The organism is Mycoplasma paraquilae (genome assembly GCF_048284415.1).
Lineage (GTDB): Bacteria > Bacillota_I > Bacilli_A > Mycoplasmatales > Metamycoplasmataceae > Mycoplasmopsis.
Window position 1 is genome coordinate 27,457 of the sequence record NZ_JBLVZU010000002.1, and the last position, 24,469, is coordinate 51,925.

The following is a 24,469-nucleotide window of genomic DNA, read 5'->3' on the forward strand; positions in this document are numbered from 1 at the left end:
AACATAGGGATAGTCTATGTTAGCAAATTTTTCGAGTTTAAAATTCTAATTTTGACATGTAGTGTTAATATATATTGATTCAATATTCAATATATTTATATGAATATCAATAAGGCTCAATATTATGCTTTTTTACGTTCACATATTAAATATATAAATCATTATATCTTTCTGCTCAAAATTTTCAGCAAATTATATTTGCACATTTTTAATTACTTTATTCATAGGAAAATTAATATATTTTAATTTTTGTTTTACAGCAAATTGCATTCTTAACATAAAAAAACACATTCCTTTTGTAATTTTGGAATGTGTCTAAAATTTTCTCCTATTATATTGGATGTTTATGTTTTTTATCTTTATATACTATTACAAAGTGCATTATTTTTCTTTTGCTATTTTAAGTATATGTTTAAAGTCATTATTATAAAAATTTAATACTTTTTTATACTTATTTCTTAGTTGCTCAACCGAAAGATCTGCTGTACTTTTGTTATTATGCCCAATGTATTTATCAAGAAATTTTTTGGCTTTAATTATTTCTGGTGTTTTTTTGAATTGCTTAATTTTTTCTCTAATTCCTGAGTTTGTTATTGCTCCTATTAATTGATTTATCTCATTAATAATATTTTCTATTTGTTTATGATATTCATCAACTATTTTTTTGTGCTCATTATTCAATTTTTCTTCAGGTAATTTTAATAAAAAATCTAAATTGTTATTAAAGTAATTAGGATTTAAGAAGTAAATTTTTAACATATAATCGTTAGATATTCAATTACTTAATTTTGAAAGAGAATCTATCATTTCGTATTTAATATGTTTTCTTATTTCTTCTTCTTCAACAGCTTTGTCTATAAATAATTTGACTATATTATCACTTGCATTATTTTTAGTTTGTTTAATATACTTTTCAATTAAAATAACTGCTTCTTCATTCAAACTAAGATCAAACATATTTTTTAACAAACTATTAGTGAATTTTTCATTCATATTTTTAATAAGATTATTTTTATTAATTAACTTGAAAATGTTTTTTATTAATGTTATGTCTTTTTCTACTTCTATGTCTATATATCTCTGACCAAGCAACTCTAAATTTCATTTATTATCTATTTCTAAAACAACATACTCAATTAATTTAGGGTCATATTTTTCATTCTTAAATTCATAAAAGGCATTATTTGTTGAAAAACAATATTTATTATTTTTAAATTTCTCATATATTTTTTCAATTTTATTATCATCAATAATGAGCTCTCAATCATATTTATCGGTATCAATTTGATTATTATCATATATTCTATTTTTATTAAAACATGGAACAATATTGCCATCAGCATTATAATGACATTTATAAAGGTTTTCCATTTTTTCTTGAAATATATATGATAATGATTTATCTGATAATCTTATACGACTATTATTAGGGCCTCTTTTTAAGAAAATATTAATTTCTCCAAATTTTTCTATTTCAATATCACATATTATTAAGTCTTTTTGAAAATTAGAATCATTATCATAAGGAGAGAATTCAATCAATTTAATATAATCAGACTTGAATTTTTTTTGCAATTTACTGCTATATTCTGGTTCAAAATATTTATTTATAAATTCATCATCATTGTCGCAATACAATTCATTAACAATACACTTTTCGAATTCATATATCCCAAGTTTAGGGAAGTATTTTATTGTTATTGAATTGTCGACTACATATTTAGAATATCAATAATTTTTTACTGCATTATCAAGTGCTTTTTCATCAAATTTATTTACTATGTCATTATAAATGCTTTTAAAATACTCATTTAGCGTTCCTGCCGGAAATAAAGAGTCGATAATTTTTTCTATTTCGTATTCAACTTCACTTGGAGAGTATTTTGAAACTAATATTTTTTTAACATAGGCTAAAAAGTGCAAATCTCTAGGTATACGTTGATGTGTTGAATATGTTATGTTTAATTTTTTATTGTGATATTCAAATTCAATTGGAACATTTTCAATAATCATTTTATTCATCTATTCTCTCTTTCTCAAAGTCTATTACAGCTTCATTTTTTATAAGATTATTTATAATGTTTTTAAAATATCTTTTTTTTGTGCCAGTAATATCATTAGGCTTCTGCATTTCAATTTTTGATAATGTAAATGAATTTCCAAAAATAATTAATTTTTCCTTTGCTCTAGACATAGCAACATTTATTCTACGAAAGTCACTTAAAAATGTCTTACTATTTAAATCAGTTACAACTGTGCTAACTAATACTATGTCGCTTTCTTTGCCTTGGAACGCATCAACTGTATCAAATTCAAAAGAGAGAAATTCTTCTTTTAATTCATTAATTAATTTTTTATTTTGTTTCTGGAATCTTGCTATTTGAGCTGCATATGGAAAAATTACAGAAATTGTAAGTTCACTTTTATTTACTATATTTGCTATTAGCTTTTCTAAAACCAGCTTAATTGCTTCTAGTTCTTCTTGATTATACCTTGAAGTGTTTTCTTTAACTTGTTGTCCACCTTTTACATTGATAAAAATTGCATCTTTTTTTTCTAAAGAATAAATCTGAGCATTTATATTGTCTATAAATTTTACTTTATTTGGTTTTTCATTATATCCGCCCATTTTTAAATTACCATCATAAAAAAATGAATAACATTCAAATATTTCTCTTCTTGAGCGATAATTAGTATCTAGCATAACAAGCCTATTTGCTTCTTCAGCTTTTTTAAGTGTTTTAGTAAAAACTGAATTTTCATACATGTGTCTAAGCTCTTCGAACTTTTCTTCATCATATATATCTAATTTTTCCACATCATTTTTATTAAATTCTAAAATAGGAGCAAGTTGATAATCATCACCTACTAAAATTATTTTTTTAACATATGGCAAATATCTAATAACTTCTGTGATTGGAGATTTTGAGACTTCATCAATAATCAGCCAATCATATCCCCCAAGTGTTTCATATCCTTTTTTTCCAGTTATTGCTGATGAAGTTGTTGTTACACCTAAAACCGAAAAGTCATCGATTGAAAATTCTTTAGAAAAAATAAATTTATGATCTCCATCAAATTTGATATCCAAATAGTCTTCAATAATATTTTTATATTCTTTATCTAAAGTATTATTACTTAAATTTTTTTCTAATAATTTTGGAAATGTTTTAGCTAAAATTTTATCTAAATAATCACCATCATATAAGTTTTTTCTATTTGTTATTCTTTTCGGAATTATTGGATCACTATTATAAAAAAGCTTTTCCAAAACATTATCAATTGCAATATGTGTTTGTGACGATATGACAACTTTTTCTCTTAACTCTTTTGTTATGAATTCAACAATAGCATTTATGACAAATGTCTTTCCTGTACCTGGTGGACCTTTAATTAATGAAACTGGTGAACCATCAATTGACATTAAAAAAGCTTTTCTTTGAGATTCATTCAATTGTTTAATATATTTACTATAAATCAAACTGTTTTCGTCGATATTTCAGCTATTATCTGGCATTTTTGTATTTTTAGAACCTAGGATATATTCTAGAATAGGAAACGCTTCAGTGCTACCACCACGTTTTAATAGCTTTATGCTCTCAGACATTGTGTCGATTTTTATCTTTTGACCTAAATCATATAAATTTAAGTATTTGCATTCTAAATCAACTTCTTTTTTAGTGTATCCAATAACAGTTGTGCAATTAATGTTTTTATGTTTTTCATTATCGCATAGCGAACATGATTCCACAATAAAATTAATAGCTTTTTTATTATTAAAAATATTATTATCTAATTCTTTATAATTGCTTAAAAATATATTTTCGAGTCCAATTCTATTAATTTTTTTCTCTATGGAAGATTTATTAATTTCTTTTTGCGAAATGTGCAATTCATAATAATAAATATTAGGAATAGATAAAATGTCTTTTATTTCGTTAATAAAATATTGGGACCGTGAAAAATGAGTGTGTAGCTCTACTTCAAAAAAGAAGTAGGGCTTTTTAATTAAGCCTTGCGTAAATGAAAAAGTGAGGTGAATTATGGAAAACACAAAATTTGATGCTAAAGATTACGTTAATATGAATGATAAAGCTATTAATACACTTAAAGGTATGAAAGTTTGTGTTAACAGAGAGTTTAGTTTGCTTTTTCACAAAAAAATGTACTTTTTTGTTTTAATGCTAATGAAACACAAAGAAGAAAACAATGAATGTATTTCACTTAAAGAAATGAGTGAAGAATACGGAATTAGTTTGAATACACTTTGAGGTGCTACAAAATATTTAGTCGCAAATAATTTAATCATCAAGAAAGCTAAAAAAGAATTTAAAGTTAATGATGAAATTCAATATGCAAAATATGGTGAAAAATATATTTCAATTGATAATGATGTTAAATGGAATTTATTATTTGCTGGGAATTTTATTACATTATGAATTTCCCAAAAAATGTTAGTTAAAGTACGTAGTAAGAAAGATTTAGAAAACGTTGACTTACCTAACAAAGCATTTAGATTTCTTGGAATTAGTAGAGTAACAATATATAAACAACTTAAATTGATTTCTGAAGTTTTATTGAATTGTGATTTCAATGATGTTTTTTGCACTGAAAAAAATTCATACAAATTAGATAAACCTGTTTTCGAAACATATACAAAAGAAGAACTTGAAGAAAAAATGTTAAATGATGAAGAATTTAATATTGATAAACAACTGTGTAAACACTGTTGTGATTTAGAATATTCTTTACATAAGACTGATGGATATAACTGAACTCGGTTTCGAAAGAACGGGTGATGTTACTTTTATAGAAAATCACAACACAAAAATAAAATTTACTGAAAAAGTCACAAAAACAAAATAGTTAAATTTATCAAGTCCGGATTACAGTATTTTACAAAAAGAACAGCGAATAGTCAGCTGTTCATAAATATATTAGCTTTAAAAAGTTTCTAACAGTACAAAAATTATCCTTAAGTATTAAATAAATTTAATACTATTTTAGCTCAAGCCTTGAAGCTTGTTTAGTGATAATTTGTTAGTTATAGAAAATGATTATAGAAGGTGATTTATGAAAGTTATTTCTAAAATAGAAGAAAGTTTTGTTTGAGTAAATTTTAAGAATTTTAATATTACTGATTTTTACAATAAATGAATTAATATCAATAATGATATTGACGAAAAATCAAGACATTTTGAAATAGTTAAGTTTTTTAAAAAAATTGCATCTAAACTTAATGTTAATATTAAAAATATTAATTACTCTTTCGAAAATAATTTTATTAATTTTGAATTAGATAACAATTCAGATATCACTAAATTTATAAGTGTACTTATTAAAAAAGACAATAACTTTGCATTTAGTAACATAACAGTGAATATTGGTAAGGTTATTTCTAGAGAAATAGGCTTTGATATAAATGGATAATTATTACACATCTTTTGAATTCACTAAATGAGGATTATCTAAAAGTTTGCTTAAAGGGCAAAATGAAGTACACGATTATGATTTTTATGCAAGTGGTACTTTTATTGACTACATTACAAGAAGTGATGCTGTATATGTGCAAGACGATATTGATACAGATACTTTATGAAATATGTATAAAGCACCTAATTTAACATTTAAAGACTGATATAACACTCGTAATAAGCAAAATCTAAAAAGCAATAAGAGTGGAGCTTATAAATTATTTGAACAAGCTGATGATATACCTATAGATAATATAAAAACTGATTTTAGTCAAATTAAAAAAGACCAACACATTTGAGAAATGATTATTAATTTAGGTAGTGATGGTGAAAAGTACTTTTTTATTGATAAAGAAAAATGAAATGATGCTTTAAACAAAACATTACCAACACTTTTAAGAAAAAATAATTTATCCGCAAATAATATTACTGGGTATTGAGCTATACATTGTAACACCGGAAATCCTCATATTCATTTAAGTTTTTGAGAAAAACTGCCTAACATTGAGCAAAATGGAAAGTTTATATATAGACCAAAAGGCGCATTTAACAAATATTCATTAACTATGTTTGAAAAAATGTTTAAAGCTGAAGTTCAAGCAATTGCAACGATGAATTCAAATCAAATTTCAATTAATGAAATAAGAAAATCCAAAAAGGAAATTTGAGATAAAAGAAAAGAAATCAAAAACGAATTAAAGAATTCACTCAAAATGTTTAATGATGAATTGCTTTGTTTAAATAAAGTTAAAGAAATTAAGGCTGAATTAAATAGTAAGGATAATAAAACATTTGCTAATTTAAGTGAAACTAATAAGCAAAATGTATTCGAAATATTTAATTACTTAATTAGAAATAATGAAGAGTTTAAACATTATGTTGATAGTTATAAGAATGCACTTAATGAAATTGAAGATAAAGAGTATCCATCTGAATTTTTAGACAATTATGTTAATTCATTTATAGAAAAGGAAAATGATGAGTTTATGTCACAGGTAGGCAATATTATTTGTAAAACAATTGATGCTTTAGAAACTAAAAATTACATTGATTATTATGTACCTCAAAAAAGAAAAAGTGAAATTGATTGAATTATTAAAAGATGAAAGTGAGAAGCTAATCGTGCTTTATGAATTAAAAAGCAACAAGCAATAAGAAATTTTAAAAAGGACGTACTTAACTAATGCTGGCGAAAAATAATAAATTTTGATTAATAATAAAATTGTTTTTAAGTTTTGTTTTAACTCCATTTGTATTAACTTTTGCTATGTTTGTGATTTTACAAATTATAGTTGTGGGAAGCAATGTTGTTAAGGAGTGAGTATTAAAAGAAACTAACTTTTGAAATGGGGTAAAAATCATTTGAACAGTTGATAAGTGGTATATATATCGAGTTTGAAATGTATTAATTCCACTGATTGGTTCACTTGCTTGCTTTATTTATCTTGTTCTATTCCCACAATTTAAAAACAGAAAAGGGGATAATAAGGAATTCGAAGGCTGATTATATAACGAAGAAAATAAAACTGGAAATTGAAATAAATTTAGAAAGATATTTAAAGGTGGCGTAAATGGTTTTGCTTTAGGAAAAATTAAAGGAAGCTTTTATGCTAATGATAATGATACTCACGCAATCGTGATAGGAACAGCTGGTAGTGGTAAAACTCAAAAAATATTATTACCTAATATTGAGTACCTTGCAAGTGTAAAGTCTAAAAGTAATTTAGTTATCACAGACCCTAAAGGTGAAATATTAGCATCGAGTGGAAATATACTTAAAAATAATGGATATAAAATTGTTGTTTTTGATTTAGTTGACACTAGAAAATCTATTAAATGAAATCCACTTAAACTTGCTTGAGAACAAGTTCATAATAAACCAAAAGATGAAATCACACAGTATGAAATATCACGTGCATATGAAAGTATAAGCGACGTTATGAATGCTGTTTCCAAATCTATATCTGAAAATAAAAATGAAAATGATATTTGAGAAAGAAAAGGTGTTGATATCGTTGAATTGGTTCTTAAATTTATGCTGCTATATTCACTTGAAGATGATAATTTTAAACTAAATGACTTTTCAATTGCTAATGCGATGCAATTTATTAGCGAAAACAATTTTAAAAAAGGAAAATGGGTTGAGAAACTTAAAAAATATAGATATAAAAACGATGAATGAAAGAAGCTTTATGCTAGCTGAGAAATTTATTTTAATACTAATAAAGATACATTAACATCAGCTTTATTTAATGCTTCAGATTTATGCGCTCCTTTCGCTGCATCTCCGGAAATTTCAAGTCTAACAAGTAATGATACATTTGATGTAAAAGAATTATTAAGAGGTGAGCAACCATTCGCTATTTACATTAAATACAATGATGCTAAAACAAAAATGAGATTTCTTATTTCGCTATTTGTTACTCAGCTATATCAAAATGCAATTGATATAACACAAGAAACATCAAATGGGAAATTAAAAACTCCACTCAGATTTATGCTAGAAGAATTCAATTCACTTCCTAATGTTGATATTGCAAATTGAATGGCTATATCACGTTCTAGAAAAATATTTTTCTGCATTGTACTTCAAGATTTTGAACAGCTTGCAAAATATGGTGGTAGGGATAAAACAGATGAATTGATTAAAAATCAAGCTAGATTACTTTACTATTTAGAAACTAATTCGATTAATACACTTGAAACAATTTCTAAACTGCTCGGTAAAAAGATTATTAAAAGAAAATCAATTACCACAAATTCTAATGGAAAAAGTGAAAATGTATCTGAGCAAGAAAAAGATTTAATGAGTGTTGATGAATTGAAAAATAAGAAAACAAAAAATGTAATTATCTTTACTGCTGGTAATAAACCGGTAATGGTGGCTCCTAAAATGTTTTATGAGTATCATAAGGACCTAATTCCATATGAAAATGATTATGTAAAAGATGAATTAATTACAAAAGCATTTGATTTTGAAACTTTTAGTTTGCATAATGTAGCGGATGAAATCGAGCAAGAAAACATTGATGAACTATTGAATAAATATAAACACAGTGCTTGAAGTTTTTTACTAGAAGGAGCAAGAAGAAATGTTGGATTTAAGTAGATATGATGACTTATCAATTGAGCAAAAAAGAGAACACACAAAAGAATATATCGATACTGTAAAACAATATGCGGAAAAGATATTTTCAAATCGGAGAGAATTGATGTCTTTTTTGACTTTTATCGCATATCAATTCAACGTCTTTAATGTTTGAACTTTAATTTATTTATATTCAAAAAGCAAAATGGACTTATCACTAAAACAAGGCTATATATTCTTTAAGGCTCAAATTGAAGAAAATAATTGAGCAAGTTATATAAATTCCATTTCTGATAAAAATATATATCAAGCTCTTGGTACTTATACATTAGAAGATGAGGGAAAAAATAAAATATTTTTCTATGAACTTATTAATTTAAAGGATGTTATTAACATTACACAAGACCTTGCGGGCAAGAAACTTAGATATATCGATAGAGATATTAAGGTTGATGCTTTAATAGGATTTAAAAGAGAATTGGAAGCTAAAGGATACAATATCAAAATTAACGAAGATATTAAAAACTACGGCGGAATAATCGATTTAGAAAATAAAAAAATTTATGTTTCAAGAGATTTTGAAGATGATGTAAATGGGTTGGATAATAAATGAAGTTATTATGCATTGTGATATTTAATGGCTCGTAAACTAGAAAACAATATGCAATTAGAATTAGAAAAGAAAAAATCAGAAATTATTCTAATGCAAAAGATGTTAAAGATTTATTGCAAAGTTAATGATGTGTTATATGGGGCATATATTGATGACTTGGAATTTCTTGGTTTAGATATCTGAGATAAAGTAATAAATTTTGAAGCATTGTATTTGGAAGTACTTGATATTTTAAAGGAAGTACTAAATGATAGTCAGCCTAAAACAACTTAATGAGTTTAATAACGGAATACTAAAAGCTGATTTTAAAAATTTTTGTGAAATCAGTAGCTTGTATTTGCATTTAGATTTTGAAGCACTTGTAGATGAGGACTTAAAGCAAAATGGACTGTGTTCAGCATATTTGTTTTATTTTGATTATATAGACTTATACAAGAAACTTAAGATTAGTGACTTTTTATATGTCGAAGCATTTTTGGAAAAATTAAGTGTTATAGATGAATATCAAGTTATTCGAATGTTTGTAAATATGATTAAGGAGGAATAATATGGGATATATACAACATAAGGGATTAAAGCTAAAGTGTAGTATTAAAGATTTTAATGAACTATTTGACCAAGAAGTGGTCAAAGAAATTAAGGGTTACATAGATTGATATGATGTGCTTGATGCTTTAGAAATTACAAGTAATAGCATAAGCTTTGCATCATTAATTAACAAAAAAACTGTTTATGAAATTAAAGATATTACAAAAAAAGATATTGCAAGATTTAGAAATTTTATATTCAGTTCTATTGACTTAATGAGCAATAAGAAACTAAATAAAGAATTAAAGGATATAGCTACACTTAAATTCGATTTCTTTAAATACACACGCCAATACTGACTAGATATCACCACTGATAAAGGGATATAGATGAAAATGCAACAAACTAGTTATAAACTAAATTTACTTGATAATGGAAGATTGATAAATGAATTTAAGGCTTGACTATTAGAAAATAATATTTTTGAAATTCAAGATTTGAAAGAAAAGTTAGATATTGGATTAAGAGAAAAAGGTGTAAATGCTACATTTAATTCATTGATTAATTCTGAATTAAGAAAAACATTACTTGAACATAATAAAGGATTTATTTTTTTGAGTAAGGTTGAAAAAGAAATTGATGGATATGTATTAAAATGAGAAACATTTTTAACAGATGATGAAGTAGTAGATATGTTTTTTAAGGATACAAATACAAAAAGAATACAAAAATCAATAAAGGAGAGTGATGAATAATACTGAAGAAAAAGTTTTGAAAAGAAGAGACGAATTAATAAAAAGTCTCGAAAATCAAATTGAATGGATTAAACAAGATGAGTATTTTGATATGGATGTTATTTATCTTAGATTAAATAGTTTTATTCAAAATAACATTAGAAAAGAAAATAGATTACTAAATTATGGAATTGCGGAACTTAATAATTCTATTAATTTAATTGAAAGAGGTGTATGAGACGGAACTATAACTTCAGCGGAAGAAATAGCTTTTGTTTCGTTTTCTCGGCCAATGGAAGATGGTAGTTTAACTTTTTCAGATAAGCTTGCAAAATTAGAATTAGATGCTGAGTTTGATAGTTTTCAAGAGATAAATGAAGTATTTCATAAATCTCATTTAGATATTGATAAATTTGATAATGAACTAATTCATATTGCTGCTGTTGAGCAAAAATTAGCTAATGCATTAAATGAAAAATTTTGTTCTATGTATGTTAAAAAATTTGCTGATAATTCAAGCATAGATGATAAATCGCTTTTATTATTATGTGCATATGAATTAATGCAAGATAATGGTTATGACTACAAAGAAAAAATTAATCAAATTAGACAAGATATCGAAAATTTATCAAGTACACCAAAAAATAGTAAATAGGAGAAAATATGAGATATAAGACAGAAGAATTAGATTACATAAAAAACAAAATAGATGCATATAGCAATACCTTTGATAATGAAGAAAAGGAAGAATTTGCTGATGTATTAGAAAATATGGATAATGTATTTTCAAAAATTGCATTTACTGATGGAATGAAATTAGAAATCTTACAAAAAATTTACCTTGTAGATGATTTTGATGAAATATTTGAAAAGCATTCACTTGGTGAGTTAAAACAAATAGATGAAATAATTACTGACGAAGATGATTTCGAAAATTATGTAGCTAGATATCAATATGATAACAAGGTATATACCGATATGGAACATTTTGAAAAGATATTAGATGAAAATTGAGATGTAGTTGGTTGAGAAGATATTGCATTTCAATATCAAGGTTTATGTGCTGGGGTAAATAAGCCTCAAGTGGTTGAACTTGATGTTTATGAAACGAGAATAAATAATAATTGAGCAAGCTATGATGAATTTAAAGATTATCTTAGATATGACTATTTAGTTGATGATGCATCACAAAAAATTCGTAGCGAACTAGGTCAAAGTCAAAAAAGATAATATGAAAACTAATTTTAATAGTGAAATATTTAACAAATATATTGATGCATTAGAAAATAGAAATGATGCTGATGCTGATGTATTTAAAGTGCTAGATGAATATTTTTATGCCTATGAATATTGTGCAAAAGATACTAGCGAATACTTAAGATATGTCCCTAGTGAAAAAGAGATGCTATGTAAAATTATAGGTCTTCCACCAATAATTGCTACAGAAGAAAACATAAATGAATTTATTAATCAAGTTGATTTAACAAAATTACAAGCTGCTAATGAAACAATTAATTTTATTTCAAGAAAGTTTGAACCTTATAATTGCGGACAGATTTCAAGGTATTTTGAAAAATACTCAAAGTCCGAAAGATGTAATCAATTTAATAAAGCAAAAAAATTAATTAGTGGAACAATGCATAAAGATTTCGAAAAAATTATGCAAGAAAAATACGCTGAGTTAAATGAAAACAAAACTCAGAAAAAATAAAGGAAAAGTTTGTATGCAAAAAAGAGAAGAAATAATAGACAGTTTTATTACTTTTTTAGAAAAAGTGAAAGTAGACGATGAATGAGACACTTCTAAAATTTTGTATTGACTTATGAAAAAAGTTAAATTTGTAGTCTCGTCAGAAGGCAAAATTAGAAAAACAGTTTTTAACCAGTTAAATGAAGCATTAGGTGATATTGAAGAAAAAATGCTGAATTCTAAGAAAGAGTTAAGCGTTGATGAAATAGTAAACGAAACTTTTAAATATTCATACGAAGAATTATTTAATGAAAGTGATTACTATGTATGAATGAATGAAATTGAAAGTTATTATCCATCAACAATTGTAAAAACAATTGCAAAAAGTGGAATAGATGCACTCGAATGCACAGATGAAGAAATTTACATTCAAATGTGCAAAAGCATATTGTTAGATGAATTAGAAAAAACACAAGAAGAATTATGAGAAAAATATGATGAAGTTGATATTTCTTATAATGAGCGCTTATTAGTAGCTACTTATGATGTATTGAACAAAAATGGTTTTGATTACGAAGAAAAAATGAATTCAATGATTTGTCTTGGAAATATTAAACATTAGAAAGGATTAATATGGGAATAAACAATTTTGATATTAAGGATATAGATGATTTAGCAAAATTGCAATATAAAGCTTTTTTGAATAATATGAGCTGTAATGCAAAAATATTACACGATGAATATTGAAATGATATCGATAAAAAAGTGAACTTTGAGTATTATATTGAGGCAGCAAATAAATTTAGGGATGAGAATGAACTTCTCAGCCTTTGTGATTATCAAGAAGCTTATCGATTAGGATATGTTGATGATACATTTGAATTTAAAATTTCCTATGAAAATACGCAAAATGATAATGATATTGTTACATTAGTATTTAATAAAGATACTATAAATAATTTTGAATTTTATGCTGATTTAGATATACCTGTGGAAATGTATGACAAGGGGTATGTACAAAGCGAATATATTAGTTTGGAGGAACCTAATATTATCGATGCAAATGGTTTTTTTGGATTAATGGGTAAAAATTTTGAATTAATTGTTAAATCAAAATATGGTTCAGATTATAAAGATAACTATAGCGCATTTTATGACGAAGATAACATAGAAAACATAAAAGATTTCATAAATACTACTGTTAAAAATACCTATATAGTTGTAAATACAAGTCAATTTAAAAAAGAAGATTTCGAAATTAAACATTTATCAGATATTGAAAAAATGATAGCTAAAAGTGAAGAAAAGCATTCATCTGCACTATAAATTACGGAGATTATATGAATAAATTATTTTTAAGTGGTTCAATTGCGAAAAGCTCAGTTAAAAAAATTACAAGTGATAAAGTGATGGTTTATACATTTCAAATCAGATGTAAAAAAGAATATGGGCAAGGCTATGATTTTATAAATGTTACTGCATTTGGGAAAACTGCTGAACATTTTGAAAAATTCTATAAAGAAAATAAATTTATAGAAATTATCGGACACATAAACCAAACAATTTTTACTGATAAGAATGAAAAGAAGCAATACAAGGAACAAGTAATTGCTGATGAAATTCATATTATCGAAACAAAAACATTAGAAGAAGCAATTGAAAATGTTGCTGATGAAAATATAGAAATTAAAGAAGAAATTGAAACTCAAGAAACAGAAAAATTAAATGAAGTTACTGATTTAAAAAATGAAAACAGTAGCTTAGAAGATGAAGTTTATGAAACTGAAATATTAGTTGAAAACAACGAAAAAAATGCTTCATCTGAAACAAATACTCAATATGATGAATTCTATTAATGGAGGCAAAAATGGAAGAAAAGAAAAATGAAGTAACAGAAAATGTTACTGAAAATAAAATTATCAAAAATCAAAATAGAGAAAAAAGTCAAAAAGGACTAAATAATTTCTTTAATCCTAAGAACAAAAAGGCACAAATTATTTTATTTAGTGCTTTAGCAATATTCTTAGCATTCTTAATTGCGATTATAACAATTTCAGTGCTAGGTATTATATAAAAACAATGTTATAAGGTTTTTAAATTTTAAAATGATAAAATTTAGTTATAAAGGAAGTTTATGAAAAGAAAATGATTATTAGCTTTTAGTTTATGTGGCGCATTAATAGCACCACTTAGTGCTGTGTCTTGTAATAAAGATTTTGTTTGAAAAATTGGTTTTGATACTTACAAACCTAAAGGTGATGGAAAAAAAGATAAAAATAAAGAAAATCCACCTTTAGAAAAAGGTGGAGACAAAATTGAAGCGCCAGTATTAAGCGATACATTCGCATATAAAGATAAAACTTATTATCTAAATAATTCTGATACTTGAAAGACTTATCAAGATAGAGAAAAATGAAGATATGACTATGAAGCTGTAGCTGAAGAAAATAGCTGAATGGAACAAAAGATAAAGCAAGATTTAAATCTTGGTACATATATTGCTGAAGTAAACACTGCTGGCGATGGAGTTATTTCCCAAAATATTCCATCCATTGCATTCATTTCAAAATATGTTAGAAATCTTGATTTTACTAAAAATGGAAAATTAGTAAAAAAACAAGATGGAAGCTATGCTACTAGTGAACAATACAAAATGCTACTAGGAAAATTAAAAGAAATTTTAAATCCTAGCACAAAAACAGATTTTGATAGCACAAAATATGGTGCTAAGTATCTTGTTGCTCTAAATAAGCCAACTGAACAATATAAAGTTGAAAGCTGAAATATCCTAGTAAATAGTGTAAAAGATTTAGATATCTTTTCTTACTATTCTACTACTAATCAATATTCTAATCAAATTCTAACATCATCATTAACGTTGGCACAAAGATGATGAAATGAAAATGGGTATACATCACCTAAGGGTAGCTGATATGGTTACCCTAATGGTGATTATGTGCGCTCCACATTAGAAGTGCTGATAAATGGATATACGGATTTAACAAGAAATACAAATATTTTTGATGATGTGTCGGTAGCATTTACATCATTAAATATGGGGCCAAATGAGCCAGACCATCCTAACTATACTTATGGCAATGATATGAACCTTTATCTTAATCTAATATCTTCAAGTTATATCAAAATGCAAATGCTTCAATATCAATTGTTAAATGATTATTTAGATTTCTTAATTACGATGAGTAATAAGCAAGAAGATGAAACTATTAAACAACATTTAGCAAAAGAAGAAAACAGACAAATTTTAAACAAGTATCACAACAGATTAATTGAGTATCTACAAGCAAAAATGATAGTAGGAACTACTATTCCACGTGAAGATGGTACTTTTAAGAATTATGATTTAACATTATTTGCTGGTGGGCAATATACACGAGCAAGTGATTATCAAGACACATACTTATGAGCTAAAGAACAATTTGAAAACGTTACACTTCCTTTAATGTATGATGAAAAAGATGAAACAAAAAGCTCCTTATTTTTTAGAGCATCATTCAACGAACAATTCAAAAATGGTAATAAAGAAGATAAATATCAACTTATTTGAACAGCACTAGAAAAAAGTACTGGGGCAAGCAAGCCTAGCGTGCCTAATGATACAGCATTAGCAAGCAAGCAAAAAGATATTTATCAATATGCAACTGAATTATTTGGTTATGAAACAGAATAATAAATATAAGTCACCATACATTAAAACTAAAGAAAAAATCATTTTAGAAGATAGAGATATTAGAAATAAGTTCTTAACTGAGCTTATGAAGAAAAATATTTAAAAAACCTTATAACATACAAGAATTTATTTGTGTGTTATGAGGTTTTTATTTTATGAAAGGAATACAAAATGAAATTTAAAAAATGATTTATGTTTCCATTAATTGGAATGAGTGTAGTTACACCGATTGCTACAATGTCTGCTACAACTATAAATGAAGAAGCGAAAATTGAAAAGCTGATTATTGTGCCAGAAACAGAGGTTATTGTAAAAAACTTCAAGCCACTTTACATTGAACAATATTTAAATATACTAGATTTTTACATTGATAGTCTTAAAGAAAATATTCGTCAGGCTTATGGTGATGAAAAGATAGAGAAAAGTCGTTGAACAAACAAAACAGAAATATATTATACAAATTACAAAGAAAATATTAAAAATACAGTTTTTGCAAAAACTTATGATGAGCAAAATGACTATTTTGATATAAAAAATAAAATATCAGACTTACTAAAAACCGATATCAATGATAAACTAGTGAAGTTGTTAATTAATCCTAATGAATTAAAAGAATATTTTAAGAGTACTAGAACTTCAAAGATTAATGATTTTAACACGAGATTTGATATTACTAGAAACACAAAATTCGATTATGCTAAATATCAATATGCAAAAACTGTTAATTTATTAATGGCGAAAGAATTCAACACCGGCAACAAAGAAACTGTTAAAGCATTATGAAATAGTATGGATGAGATAGTTAAGGAATTAATTAAATTTAGTCCAAACATCAGAAAACAAAAAGAAGATTTTGAAAGAAAATTTAAATCAAATCAGACTTTTGAAGATATGTTTTATAACAAGAAAAATAGAATAAAAGAATTCAGAATAAATGAATATATTAAAAATATCGATACAGAAAATGTTTTTGCTTATAAAAAATCAAACTATAACTTTAAAACTAATTATGAAAATAAATTAGAAGCTGAAGAAAAAATAAATATTTCTAAAAAATATTTAACTTATGATGAATTTAAAAGCTTATTTTATATTTCAAGTGGCAACCCTTATAATTCAAAAATTCAAGAATTCAACAATTATAATGAACTAACAAATGCTATTAAAAATGATAGTAATTTTAGTGGGCTTAGCAACGCATATATTGAAGATGTGGAAATACCTAGGCATTTAGTAGTTATGGAAAAATATAATAAAATGTTGAAAACTCAATATAAATTATTAAAACTTTGATTGTCAGACGAAAAAAATTATGATATTTTAGACATAATTAATTTTAATAATTCTTCAACTCAGTGATTAAAAAATTTAATAAGTATTAAATTAAACGATTTATACACGGAAGAAATTTATACTGATGATGCGTTTAATAAGTATATGGATGCAAACTTTTATTTCTATTGAGTACAAACTGGTGATGTATCTAGAAACGTTGAAGGTAAATCTATCGATTATCAAACTTTTATAGAAGGCATAAAAGAAAACAAAAATGCAATAAATGAAATGAGAGAAATTTTTGATACAGTATCAATGCATTGATTTCCATTGCATAGTTTTGGAGCATATGCGTTAGGATATGCTGGTGTGCCTTTAGACTTTATAATAAACAATTTAAATGATAATGAAACATTGAAGGAAATAAAATATATTATCGAAAATAGTAATAATGATACAGATACTAAAGAAGTTTATTTCGACACTTATATTCAAAAATTAAAAGCAATTAAATCATCATTTAGCATTTCACCAGAAATAGCTAATAAGCAAATTGAGAAGTTACACAATATCGAAAACGAAATTGTGAGCGAACTTAATTTAAATAATAAAAATAATAGTGAAAAACTGCTGATATTAAAAAGTTTTTTATCATCAATGGTAAGAAATTATGAAAATTTTTTAAAGGAAATATCAAAAACAGATGATAAAAGTAAGTTAGAGCTTAAGCTAGAAGAAATTAATACGATTAAACAATCTGCTTTTATCTTAAAAGAACTGGCAAATAAAGTTATTGATTATATGACTACAACAAAACAAATTGATTTATCACAACAAAAAGGAAAATTAAATAGTTTAAATTTAGAAACAGATAACATCAATGATTTAGTAAATAATTATCACGAAGCATTATTGTTATTGAGCAAATTACCATTTACTGAAGAAGATAAAGACACAGTCTTTAGTGAAAAGTTTGATAAAAATTTCAACAAAATACAAAATAGACCTGAAATGATAACTTTATTAAATGCCTTGCCAAAAAATACAAAACCACAAATAGTTATTAAAGATGCTGAAATAACACCACAAGAAGATAACAAAGGATTAAATCCGATTTTTGCTGGATTAATAAGTGCAACTGTGGTTTGTGGTATAGCTGCATTAATTGGACTTGGATTACTTATTAAACGTAAAAAATAAAAGAGGTAAATATTATGATTAATGAAATTAAACTAATGGGGAGAATTTCAAATGAACCCAAATTACAAGAAACCGCAAAAGGAAATCAATATGTAAAAATTGATATTGCTGTGGATACAAAAGGAAGCACTAACTTTATACCGGTTACATTATGAAACAAAAGCGCTGAGTATGTAGTAAATAATTTAGAAAAAGGTGCGTTAATTATGCTACAAGGCAAGATTAAATGCAATGTATTTACTAATGCAAGTGGTTATAACCAAAAACAATTAGAGGTTGTTGCTGATACTATTACTTGTTTAGAAACTAAAGCTGTACGTGAAGCAAGAAAACAAGATGTTGTAGAAAGCGAAGAAAATAATGTAGAAGAAAATACACGTAAATATGTAAGAAATGAAAATATAGATTATGAAGCTATAGAAAATATTAAACCTCAAGAAGAGGATGAAGAAGAAACATCATCAATGAAAATGTAGGTAATTATGGATAAACAATATTTATTAGATTTAGGATTAGAAACATTAAATTCATCAATTCATTTAATTGAAAATAGATTATTAAACACTAATGAGGAATTAAATTGAAATGATGTTTTAGATGAATTCATTACTGAAGATATTTTTACAAAACGTGGTATTACTGAAGACGAATTAGATTTATGCATAAGAAATAACTTTACTATTTATGAAATCATAAATATGAATGAAATTATTTCATATCAAAAGGATGATGATTATGAATATGTAGAACCTTTTGAAATGAGCTGTTATATTACTAAAAACCTTTTAGACGCTAAATTAAGTGAGGAAATTCTTAATATTTATAAAAAGTATCCTAATGCAAATGATAATGAAATACTTTTATTATCAATTTATTATAACCTTGGCCAAAATGGATATGAAGGCTATAAGGAAAAAATAGAAGATTTTGATAATGAACAGTCTTGCGGAATGAAAATGTAGGTGATTATGGACAATTATCGAGATATCGAAGCGCTTAAATCTAATTTAGATGATATTTTAAATGAACGTAAAAACCTAATTCAAAATGCTTTAAATGATTTCGAAAATGATTATAAAGATAGCTTAAATTCTGAAGAATTAAGTAACGCTAAAGAATGAATTAAAAATTTAAAGGATTTTAATAATTTAGATGTTGAAATACTAAAAGTTGCATTACAAGATGCCGAAAATGCTAAATTCTATCATTATTCCATAGAAGATATTAAGGATAATTATGGTGACTTTATGGATAACTATGATGCTTATAATAGTATCTTGTATGAAAAATATATAGAAAATGGTCAAGATGATGCCGAGACTTTTGAATACTCAAATATAAGGGATGATTTAAATTTTCTTTATATTAATGATATTCAATGTATTTACTTACTAAATCTTATTAAAGATGTTTCTAATGATGAATATTATGAAACATTAAAAGATTTAAATATATCTACAGATATTTTAAACATAAACGAAAACTTAAATTTAGATGAAGAATGTGCTTCATCACTAAAGAAATAAAGGGAGGTTCTTATGAACGACAATTTAATTAAATTTTTTGAAGGTGGAAACAGTGAGACTATCACGACTGGGATTTCACAAATTGCACAACAAGTGCAAACATATGCAAATATTATACTTGGAGCTTTAGCTGGTTTATTTGTGCTTGCAATGGCTATTATATGTGCTATTGCTTTCTACAAAGGAGCAAAAAGCGAAGACGAAAACGAGAGAAAGAAACAACTTGATAAGGTTAAATGAGTATTTATTGGATTTATTGCAATTTTAATCATTTGAGCTTTAACTGGTGCAATTACTGGTATTATGCAAAATGCATTTATGAATGGAACTGGGTCAAAAGCTGAACTAGTAACAAGTGCTTTAATTAATTTATAGGAGGTAATAAAAATGTTTGGTGGGCTATACTATTCAGTTTTTAGTACTTCATCAACCATTTTTGTTGCATTACCATTAAAACTTATTTCGGTGATAGTGCAAGCATATCAATTAATAGCGATTGATTTACCGCAATATATCCTCTTTGGTGTCAGAATACAAGATGGCATAAATGGTGCTGAAGTTCCATTTATGTTCGTTCGGTTTATTGTAGTCTCATTGATATTATGGGTGTTTATGGTTATGTTTAGTGTTGTACGAATGCACTATGCAAAAATGGATGATAGTGATAATTATGTAAAAATAGCAATAAAAAGAAGTGCTGTTGGTACATTATATCTAATAGGTATACCAATTATTATTTTTGTTGCTAATATGATTATTTCTTTAATTGTTGGAGTAATTTTAGGAGAAGGTGGTTCTACTACATTGTCCGATACAATTTGAAGTTCTTTATATGACAAAAAAGCGCTAGCTAATAGAATTTCATTTGAAGAATGAAATAAATGGGGTTCGAATTCTAGTGAAGGGGAATATGTAATACCGAGAACATACTATGATAAGTTAAATTGAGGTGAAGGTGCAATGGTTATTGTTACTGGTGCAATGATTTCACTTGGAACAATTTATTGCTTGATTATGGGAATAATGCTAGTTGTTGGTAAAGTATTACAAATGTTTTGATTATTTATGATATCACCTTTTGTTATATCTGCTGCAATTTGCGATGATGGTAAGCGCTTAAAGATATGACGTACGCAATATATTGGAAAGCAACTTGCAATTTTAGCATTCTTTATTGGAATACAAATTTATGTACAATTTGTTTCACGCGCTGGTAGCTATATTAATGCTATAGATAATATTAACTTTTTATTAAGAATACTTTTATCTGTTGCACTATATGTTGGTGGTGCTTTAGCAATGCAAAATTTTGGTTCTGAAGTGGCGAACTTTATTGGAGAAAGTGCTAGTGTTAAAGAAGGAATGCAAGATATGAAATCAATTGTGACTGGTGGTAGAGCGCTTGGTATGATGACTAAGGCCGGTATTGCTGGCGCAGCTGGTGCAGCCGTAATGGCTAAAGCTGCAACACACGGAACTTCTGGATTATCTGTATATCGCCAACGTAAAGATATTAAAAATATGCAAAGAGCCGGAAAAATTAGTGGAGCTGAAGCTAGAAAGCGCATTAGAAACTTACACGAAAACACAAGACAAAATCGAGCAAATGTGAAAGCTGATAAACAAGTATTTAATGAAAGAAGAAATAACTTAAGACAAGAATTAAAAGCTAATAAGTTTGAAAGCAAAATGTATAAGAAAACCGGAGATTTGGATGGATATACTGACGCACAAAACAATTTAGCTAATTCAAATCAAAAGTTAAATGACTTTGATACAAAATATAATCACGGACTTAAAGGTAAATTAAACCACTGAAAACAAGCAAGAGAAGCAAGAATGGAAAAAGGATTAAAAAACGCTAGAGATTACTATGATGGAAAAATTAAAAGTGATGAAACAAAAAATATAAATGGAACCGAGGAATAAAAGATGATGCTACAACCTAAAGGTAATAATAAAAATAAGCTTTTAATTTGACGAGATTTTAATCTTGGAGATTTTGCTGTTGCTATGGCGCTAGCTGTTCTTTCGTTTGTTCTAGGTTTTACTATCTTACCATCAAGTGTAAATGAAATATTTAAACTAATATTAACAATATTTTTTATGATTTCATTTAGCTTTTTGCTTATTAAGAATAGAAAATATAACTGTAGAACATACGTACTAGGCTTTAGAGCCTTAATGTACTTATTTTCAAGTAAAAAATATACAAAAAATAGTACTAAAGGTAATACAACTTTTAATCTGTTTCCGTACGAAGATATCGAAGATGAAATGTATATTAAAACTAAAAACATCAAGGGTGGAAAAAGATATTTGGGTGTAATTGCATTTAGTGGTAATAATCCGTGAAGCGAAGATGAAAATGATGCTGAAATGTTTATTAAACAATTTACAGATATTTTAGATGCAAGTGAAACTCAAATGAGTATTGTAAGATTACGTGATTTAGAAGATTATTCTAATAATGTTAATTGCCTTAAAAAGAATAGAAAAGAAAAAGAAATTTTATTAGCTAAAGCAAGCGAGGAAGTCAAAGAAAACTTTAAAAAATATTATGATGCTAGAATGCAAGATTTTGAAATACTTGATACAAATTATGAAGTAGATAAATACTATTTGGTGCTATATTCTAAAAATAAAAATAACGTTTTTAAAAGTTTAAATAACGTTTCAGACGCTTTAGATAAAATGGGGCTTTTAAATGAAATACTAAAAAAGGAAAAGCTGTTTAAGTTTTTAGCTAACAAAGAAGATATTGATATCGATAACGAAACAATTGAAAAATATTTTTCAGCTGAAAATTGAGAAGGTGATGACCATATTTATTTAGATGAGCTGCTTACTGTGGATGAAATGATTTTTAAAAAGAATTATTTCAAGAAAAATGAGTTATTTTACAGCATACAAGTAATGAGCGATTTACCATTAAAACTACCTAACAATTGAATGTTACCACTATTAAGTAATAACTCTCAAGTTGTTGTACAATGTGTTCCATTTAACGAAGATATGCAAGCAATAATGCTAGATAAGGGTACAAAACGTACTGAAGATAATATTAACGGGATTAAATCAAAATACGCCAAAAAGACAAATGAATTACAGCTTGAAGCGATTGAATATTTACAAAATCAATTGATTACTAATCAAAATAAACTTTATGATGTTCAATTTCTAGTTATTAATAAAGCCAATTCATTAGAAGAATTAAAAGAAATTGAAAATAGTAACTTTAGAGAAGCACGCAAAAGCAAAATAAACTTAAATCCTTTACCATTTAAACAATTTGAAGCATATTCACAAGCTTGTTTAATTACGACAAATAATTTAAAAGAACAAATGGAAATGAGTTCTTACAATTTAAGTCACGGTTGAGCATTTGAAAATGCGATGGTAAATGATGGAAACATTAATATTGCATCATTAACTTATGATACTGCTGAGCCACTTATTATTAATAGATTTTATAAAAATAGTAGTAAAAGAAGTAACTACAATGCTTTTGTGCTTGGAAGTTCTGGAAAAGGTAAATCTACTTTTCTTGGAAAAGAAGTTCTTTCATTACTAGCCGAAAATAATAGAGTATATATTTTAGATATTCAAGGCGAATATGTTAAATTATGTGAAAAGTTTGGTGGTGAAGTTATTGACCTTGGAAGTGGTAAAAACACTACATTAAATCCACTTGAAATTAGATATCAACTTTATGATGAAGACGAGGTTGATGCTTTAGGAGTAAAACTAATAATTAATAAACATCTTGAATGACTAGAGGCTTACTTTAAACTAATTTGCGATGAGTGAAAGACTGCGCAAATAATGATGATATTAAAGCTAGTTAAAGGATTATATGAAGAAATGGGCGTTTATAAGATTAAAACTATTGAAGAGATTAGTAATTTTAAATATCCTATAATGAGTGATTTAATTCAATATGGAAAAAGATATAAACTGCCTAAGGGAGAAAACATTACAAGCAAGCAAATATTGCTAGCTGATATTGTTGAAACGCTAGAATACTTGTTTGAAAATAATGGTAAGTATGAATTTATTTATAATGGGCAAACAAATATGAATTTAGATAGTGACTTTATAGTCTTTAATATTTCTAAATTAGATATTGCTGATGATGAAATATCAGCTGTTGCTGTATTTGTGCTTATCTCTTATTTACAAACTAAGATATTTAATAACTTTATCTTAGATAAGAAAGTAAATACAACAATTCTTGTTGATGAGTTCCATCGATTTAAAGATAATAAACATACAATGGATGCATTATTCTTTATGACTAAAACTGTTAGAAAATATAATGCTGGAATGCTTATTGCATCACAAAATCCATCAGATTTCTTAGCTAGTGCGGATGCAAGCAAAAAAGCTGAAGCTATTATGATGAACTCTCAATATTCTTACTTTTTTGGGTTAAGACAAAATGATTTAGAAGCTGTTAAAAAGCTGTATGAAAATAGTGGTGGGTTAAATAATTCGATTACTACTTTCTTGGCTAAAGCTGATATTGGAACTAATTTAACGTCACTGCACGAGTATTCAAAAATAAAAGCTGAAGTATTTTACAACGATTTTGAAAAGAGCATTTTATTTAAACAAGGTAATTTTGGTAAAAATTAATTAATTAGTTGA

25 protein-coding genes are annotated in these 24,469 nt (G+C 26.1%); 23 read left to right on the forward strand and 2 right to left on the reverse strand.

The annotated features are described in order from the left end of the window. Window positions 1-381: 381 nt before the first annotated feature. Both ACNQ12_RS01250 and ACNQ12_RS01255 read right to left on the reverse strand, forming a co-directional pair. On the reverse strand, window positions 382-2,022 hold the full coding sequence (locus tag ACNQ12_RS01250; protein ID WP_418036964.1) for a hypothetical protein: 1,641 nt from the start codon (window positions 2,020-2,022) through the stop codon (window positions 382-384). Next, entirely contained in the window at window positions 2,015-4,054 is a 2,040-nt protein-coding gene (locus ACNQ12_RS01255; protein ID WP_418036965.1) for a DEAD/DEAH box helicase, read from the reverse strand. Before ACNQ12_RS01255 ends, ACNQ12_RS01250 begins: the two co-directional genes overlap by 8 nt. Here ACNQ12_RS01255 and ACNQ12_RS01260 point away from each other — a divergent pair. The 23 genes from ACNQ12_RS01260 (at window position 4,044) to ACNQ12_RS01370 (ending at window position 24,457) form a co-directional block, all read left to right on the forward strand. Then, entirely contained in the window at window positions 4,044-4,958 is a 915-nt protein-coding gene (locus ACNQ12_RS01260) for a replication/maintenance protein RepL (protein ID WP_418036966.1), read from the forward strand. The genes ACNQ12_RS01255 and ACNQ12_RS01260 overlap by 11 nt on opposite strands. Before the next feature lie 115 nt (window positions 4,959-5,073). Beyond that, entirely contained in the window at window positions 5,074-5,430 is a 357-nt protein-coding gene (locus ACNQ12_RS01265; RefSeq protein ID WP_418036968.1) for a hypothetical protein, read from the forward strand. Next, complete coding sequence (mobL, locus tag ACNQ12_RS01270) at window positions 5,423-6,658, forward strand: relaxase MobL (RefSeq protein WP_418036970.1); 1,236 nt, start codon at window positions 5,423-5,425, stop codon at window positions 6,656-6,658. The genes ACNQ12_RS01265 and mobL overlap by 8 nt, the downstream gene beginning before the upstream one ends. Next, complete coding sequence (locus ACNQ12_RS01275) at window positions 6,658-8,583, forward strand: type IV secretory system conjugative DNA transfer family protein (protein WP_418036972.1); 1,926 nt, start codon at window positions 6,658-6,660, stop codon at window positions 8,581-8,583. Before mobL ends, ACNQ12_RS01275 begins: the two co-directional genes overlap by 1 nt. Beyond that, on the forward strand, window positions 8,567-9,448 hold the full coding sequence (locus ACNQ12_RS01280) for a hypothetical protein (protein WP_418036974.1): 882 nt from the start codon (window positions 8,567-8,569) through the stop codon (window positions 9,446-9,448). Before ACNQ12_RS01275 ends, ACNQ12_RS01280 begins: the two co-directional genes overlap by 17 nt. Then, window positions 9,423-9,722, forward strand: a complete 300-nt coding sequence (locus ACNQ12_RS01285) for a hypothetical protein (RefSeq protein WP_418036976.1) — start codon at window positions 9,423-9,425, stop codon at window positions 9,720-9,722. Before ACNQ12_RS01280 ends, ACNQ12_RS01285 begins: the two co-directional genes overlap by 26 nt. A gap of 1 nt (window position 9,723) precedes the next feature. After that, window positions 9,724-10,092, forward strand: coding sequence for a hypothetical protein (locus tag ACNQ12_RS01290; RefSeq protein WP_418036977.1), 369 nt, complete (start codon window positions 9,724-9,726; stop codon window positions 10,090-10,092). Further along, entirely contained in the window at window positions 10,093-10,458 is a 366-nt protein-coding gene (locus tag ACNQ12_RS01295) for a hypothetical protein (RefSeq protein ID WP_416756188.1), read from the forward strand. Then, window positions 10,451-11,092, forward strand: coding sequence for a hypothetical protein (locus ACNQ12_RS01300; protein WP_418036978.1), 642 nt, complete (start codon window positions 10,451-10,453; stop codon window positions 11,090-11,092). The genes ACNQ12_RS01295 and ACNQ12_RS01300 overlap by 8 nt, the downstream gene beginning before the upstream one ends. A gap of 8 nt (window positions 11,093-11,100) precedes the next feature. Beyond that, entirely contained in the window at window positions 11,101-11,667 is a 567-nt protein-coding gene (locus tag ACNQ12_RS01305) for a hypothetical protein (protein ID WP_416756186.1), read from the forward strand. Window position 11,668: 1 nt separating this feature from the next. Beyond that, a complete protein-coding gene (locus tag ACNQ12_RS01310) occupies window positions 11,669-12,148 on the forward strand; it encodes a hypothetical protein (protein WP_418036980.1) in 480 nt (159 codons plus the stop codon). Between the two features lie 13 nt (window positions 12,149-12,161). Beyond that, the gene (locus ACNQ12_RS01315) at window positions 12,162-12,749 is read left to right on the forward strand and encodes a hypothetical protein (protein ID WP_418036982.1); all 588 of its coding nucleotides are present in this window, start codon (window positions 12,162-12,164) and stop codon (window positions 12,747-12,749) included. A gap of 11 nt (window positions 12,750-12,760) precedes the next feature. Beyond that, window positions 12,761-13,453 (forward strand): hypothetical protein, encoded by a 693-nt coding sequence (locus ACNQ12_RS01320; protein WP_418036983.1) that lies wholly within the window; start codon window positions 12,761-12,763, stop codon window positions 13,451-13,453. A 14-nt stretch (window positions 13,454-13,467) separates the two neighbouring features. After that, window positions 13,468-13,983 (forward strand): single-stranded DNA-binding protein, encoded by a 516-nt coding sequence (locus ACNQ12_RS01325; protein WP_418036985.1) that lies wholly within the window; start codon window positions 13,468-13,470, stop codon window positions 13,981-13,983. 11 nt (window positions 13,984-13,994) lie between these two features. Beyond that, window positions 13,995-14,201: a hypothetical protein gene (locus tag ACNQ12_RS01330; RefSeq protein WP_416754267.1), complete on the forward strand. Its 207-nt coding sequence runs from the start codon at window positions 13,995-13,997 to the stop codon at window positions 14,199-14,201. Window positions 14,202-14,261: 60 nt separating this feature from the next. Continuing rightward, the gene (locus ACNQ12_RS01335; RefSeq protein ID WP_418036987.1) at window positions 14,262-15,818 is read left to right on the forward strand and encodes an MAG3960 family lipoprotein; all 1,557 of its coding nucleotides are present in this window, start codon (window positions 14,262-14,264) and stop codon (window positions 15,816-15,818) included. Window positions 15,819-15,989: 171 nt separating this feature from the next. Next, complete coding sequence (locus tag ACNQ12_RS01340; protein ID WP_418036989.1) at window positions 15,990-18,293, forward strand: hypothetical protein; 2,304 nt, start codon at window positions 15,990-15,992, stop codon at window positions 18,291-18,293. Between the two features lie 14 nt (window positions 18,294-18,307). Next, window positions 18,308-18,769, forward strand: a complete 462-nt coding sequence (locus tag ACNQ12_RS01345; protein ID WP_416756178.1) for a single-stranded DNA-binding protein — start codon at window positions 18,308-18,310, stop codon at window positions 18,767-18,769. A 6-nt stretch (window positions 18,770-18,775) separates the two neighbouring features. Continuing rightward, complete coding sequence (locus ACNQ12_RS01350) at window positions 18,776-19,255, forward strand: hypothetical protein (RefSeq protein ID WP_416754261.1); 480 nt, start codon at window positions 18,776-18,778, stop codon at window positions 19,253-19,255. Between the two features lie 6 nt (window positions 19,256-19,261). Next, window positions 19,262-19,819, forward strand: a complete 558-nt coding sequence (locus tag ACNQ12_RS01355) for a hypothetical protein (protein ID WP_418036991.1) — start codon at window positions 19,262-19,264, stop codon at window positions 19,817-19,819. A 12-nt stretch (window positions 19,820-19,831) separates the two neighbouring features. Next, on the forward strand, window positions 19,832-20,194 hold the full coding sequence (locus ACNQ12_RS01360) for an Mbov_0395 family pilin-like conjugal transfer protein (RefSeq protein ID WP_416754258.1): 363 nt from the start codon (window positions 19,832-19,834) through the stop codon (window positions 20,192-20,194). Window positions 20,195-20,206: 12 nt separating this feature from the next. Then, entirely contained in the window at window positions 20,207-21,748 is a 1,542-nt protein-coding gene (locus tag ACNQ12_RS01365; protein ID WP_418036993.1) for an Mbov_0396 family ICE element transmembrane protein, read from the forward strand. A 3-nt stretch (window positions 21,749-21,751) separates the two neighbouring features. Then, entirely contained in the window at window positions 21,752-24,457 is a 2,706-nt protein-coding gene (locus ACNQ12_RS01370; RefSeq protein ID WP_416754254.1) for an Mbov_0397 family ICE element conjugal transfer ATPase, read from the forward strand. The last annotated feature ends 12 nt before the right edge of the window (window positions 24,458-24,469 follow it).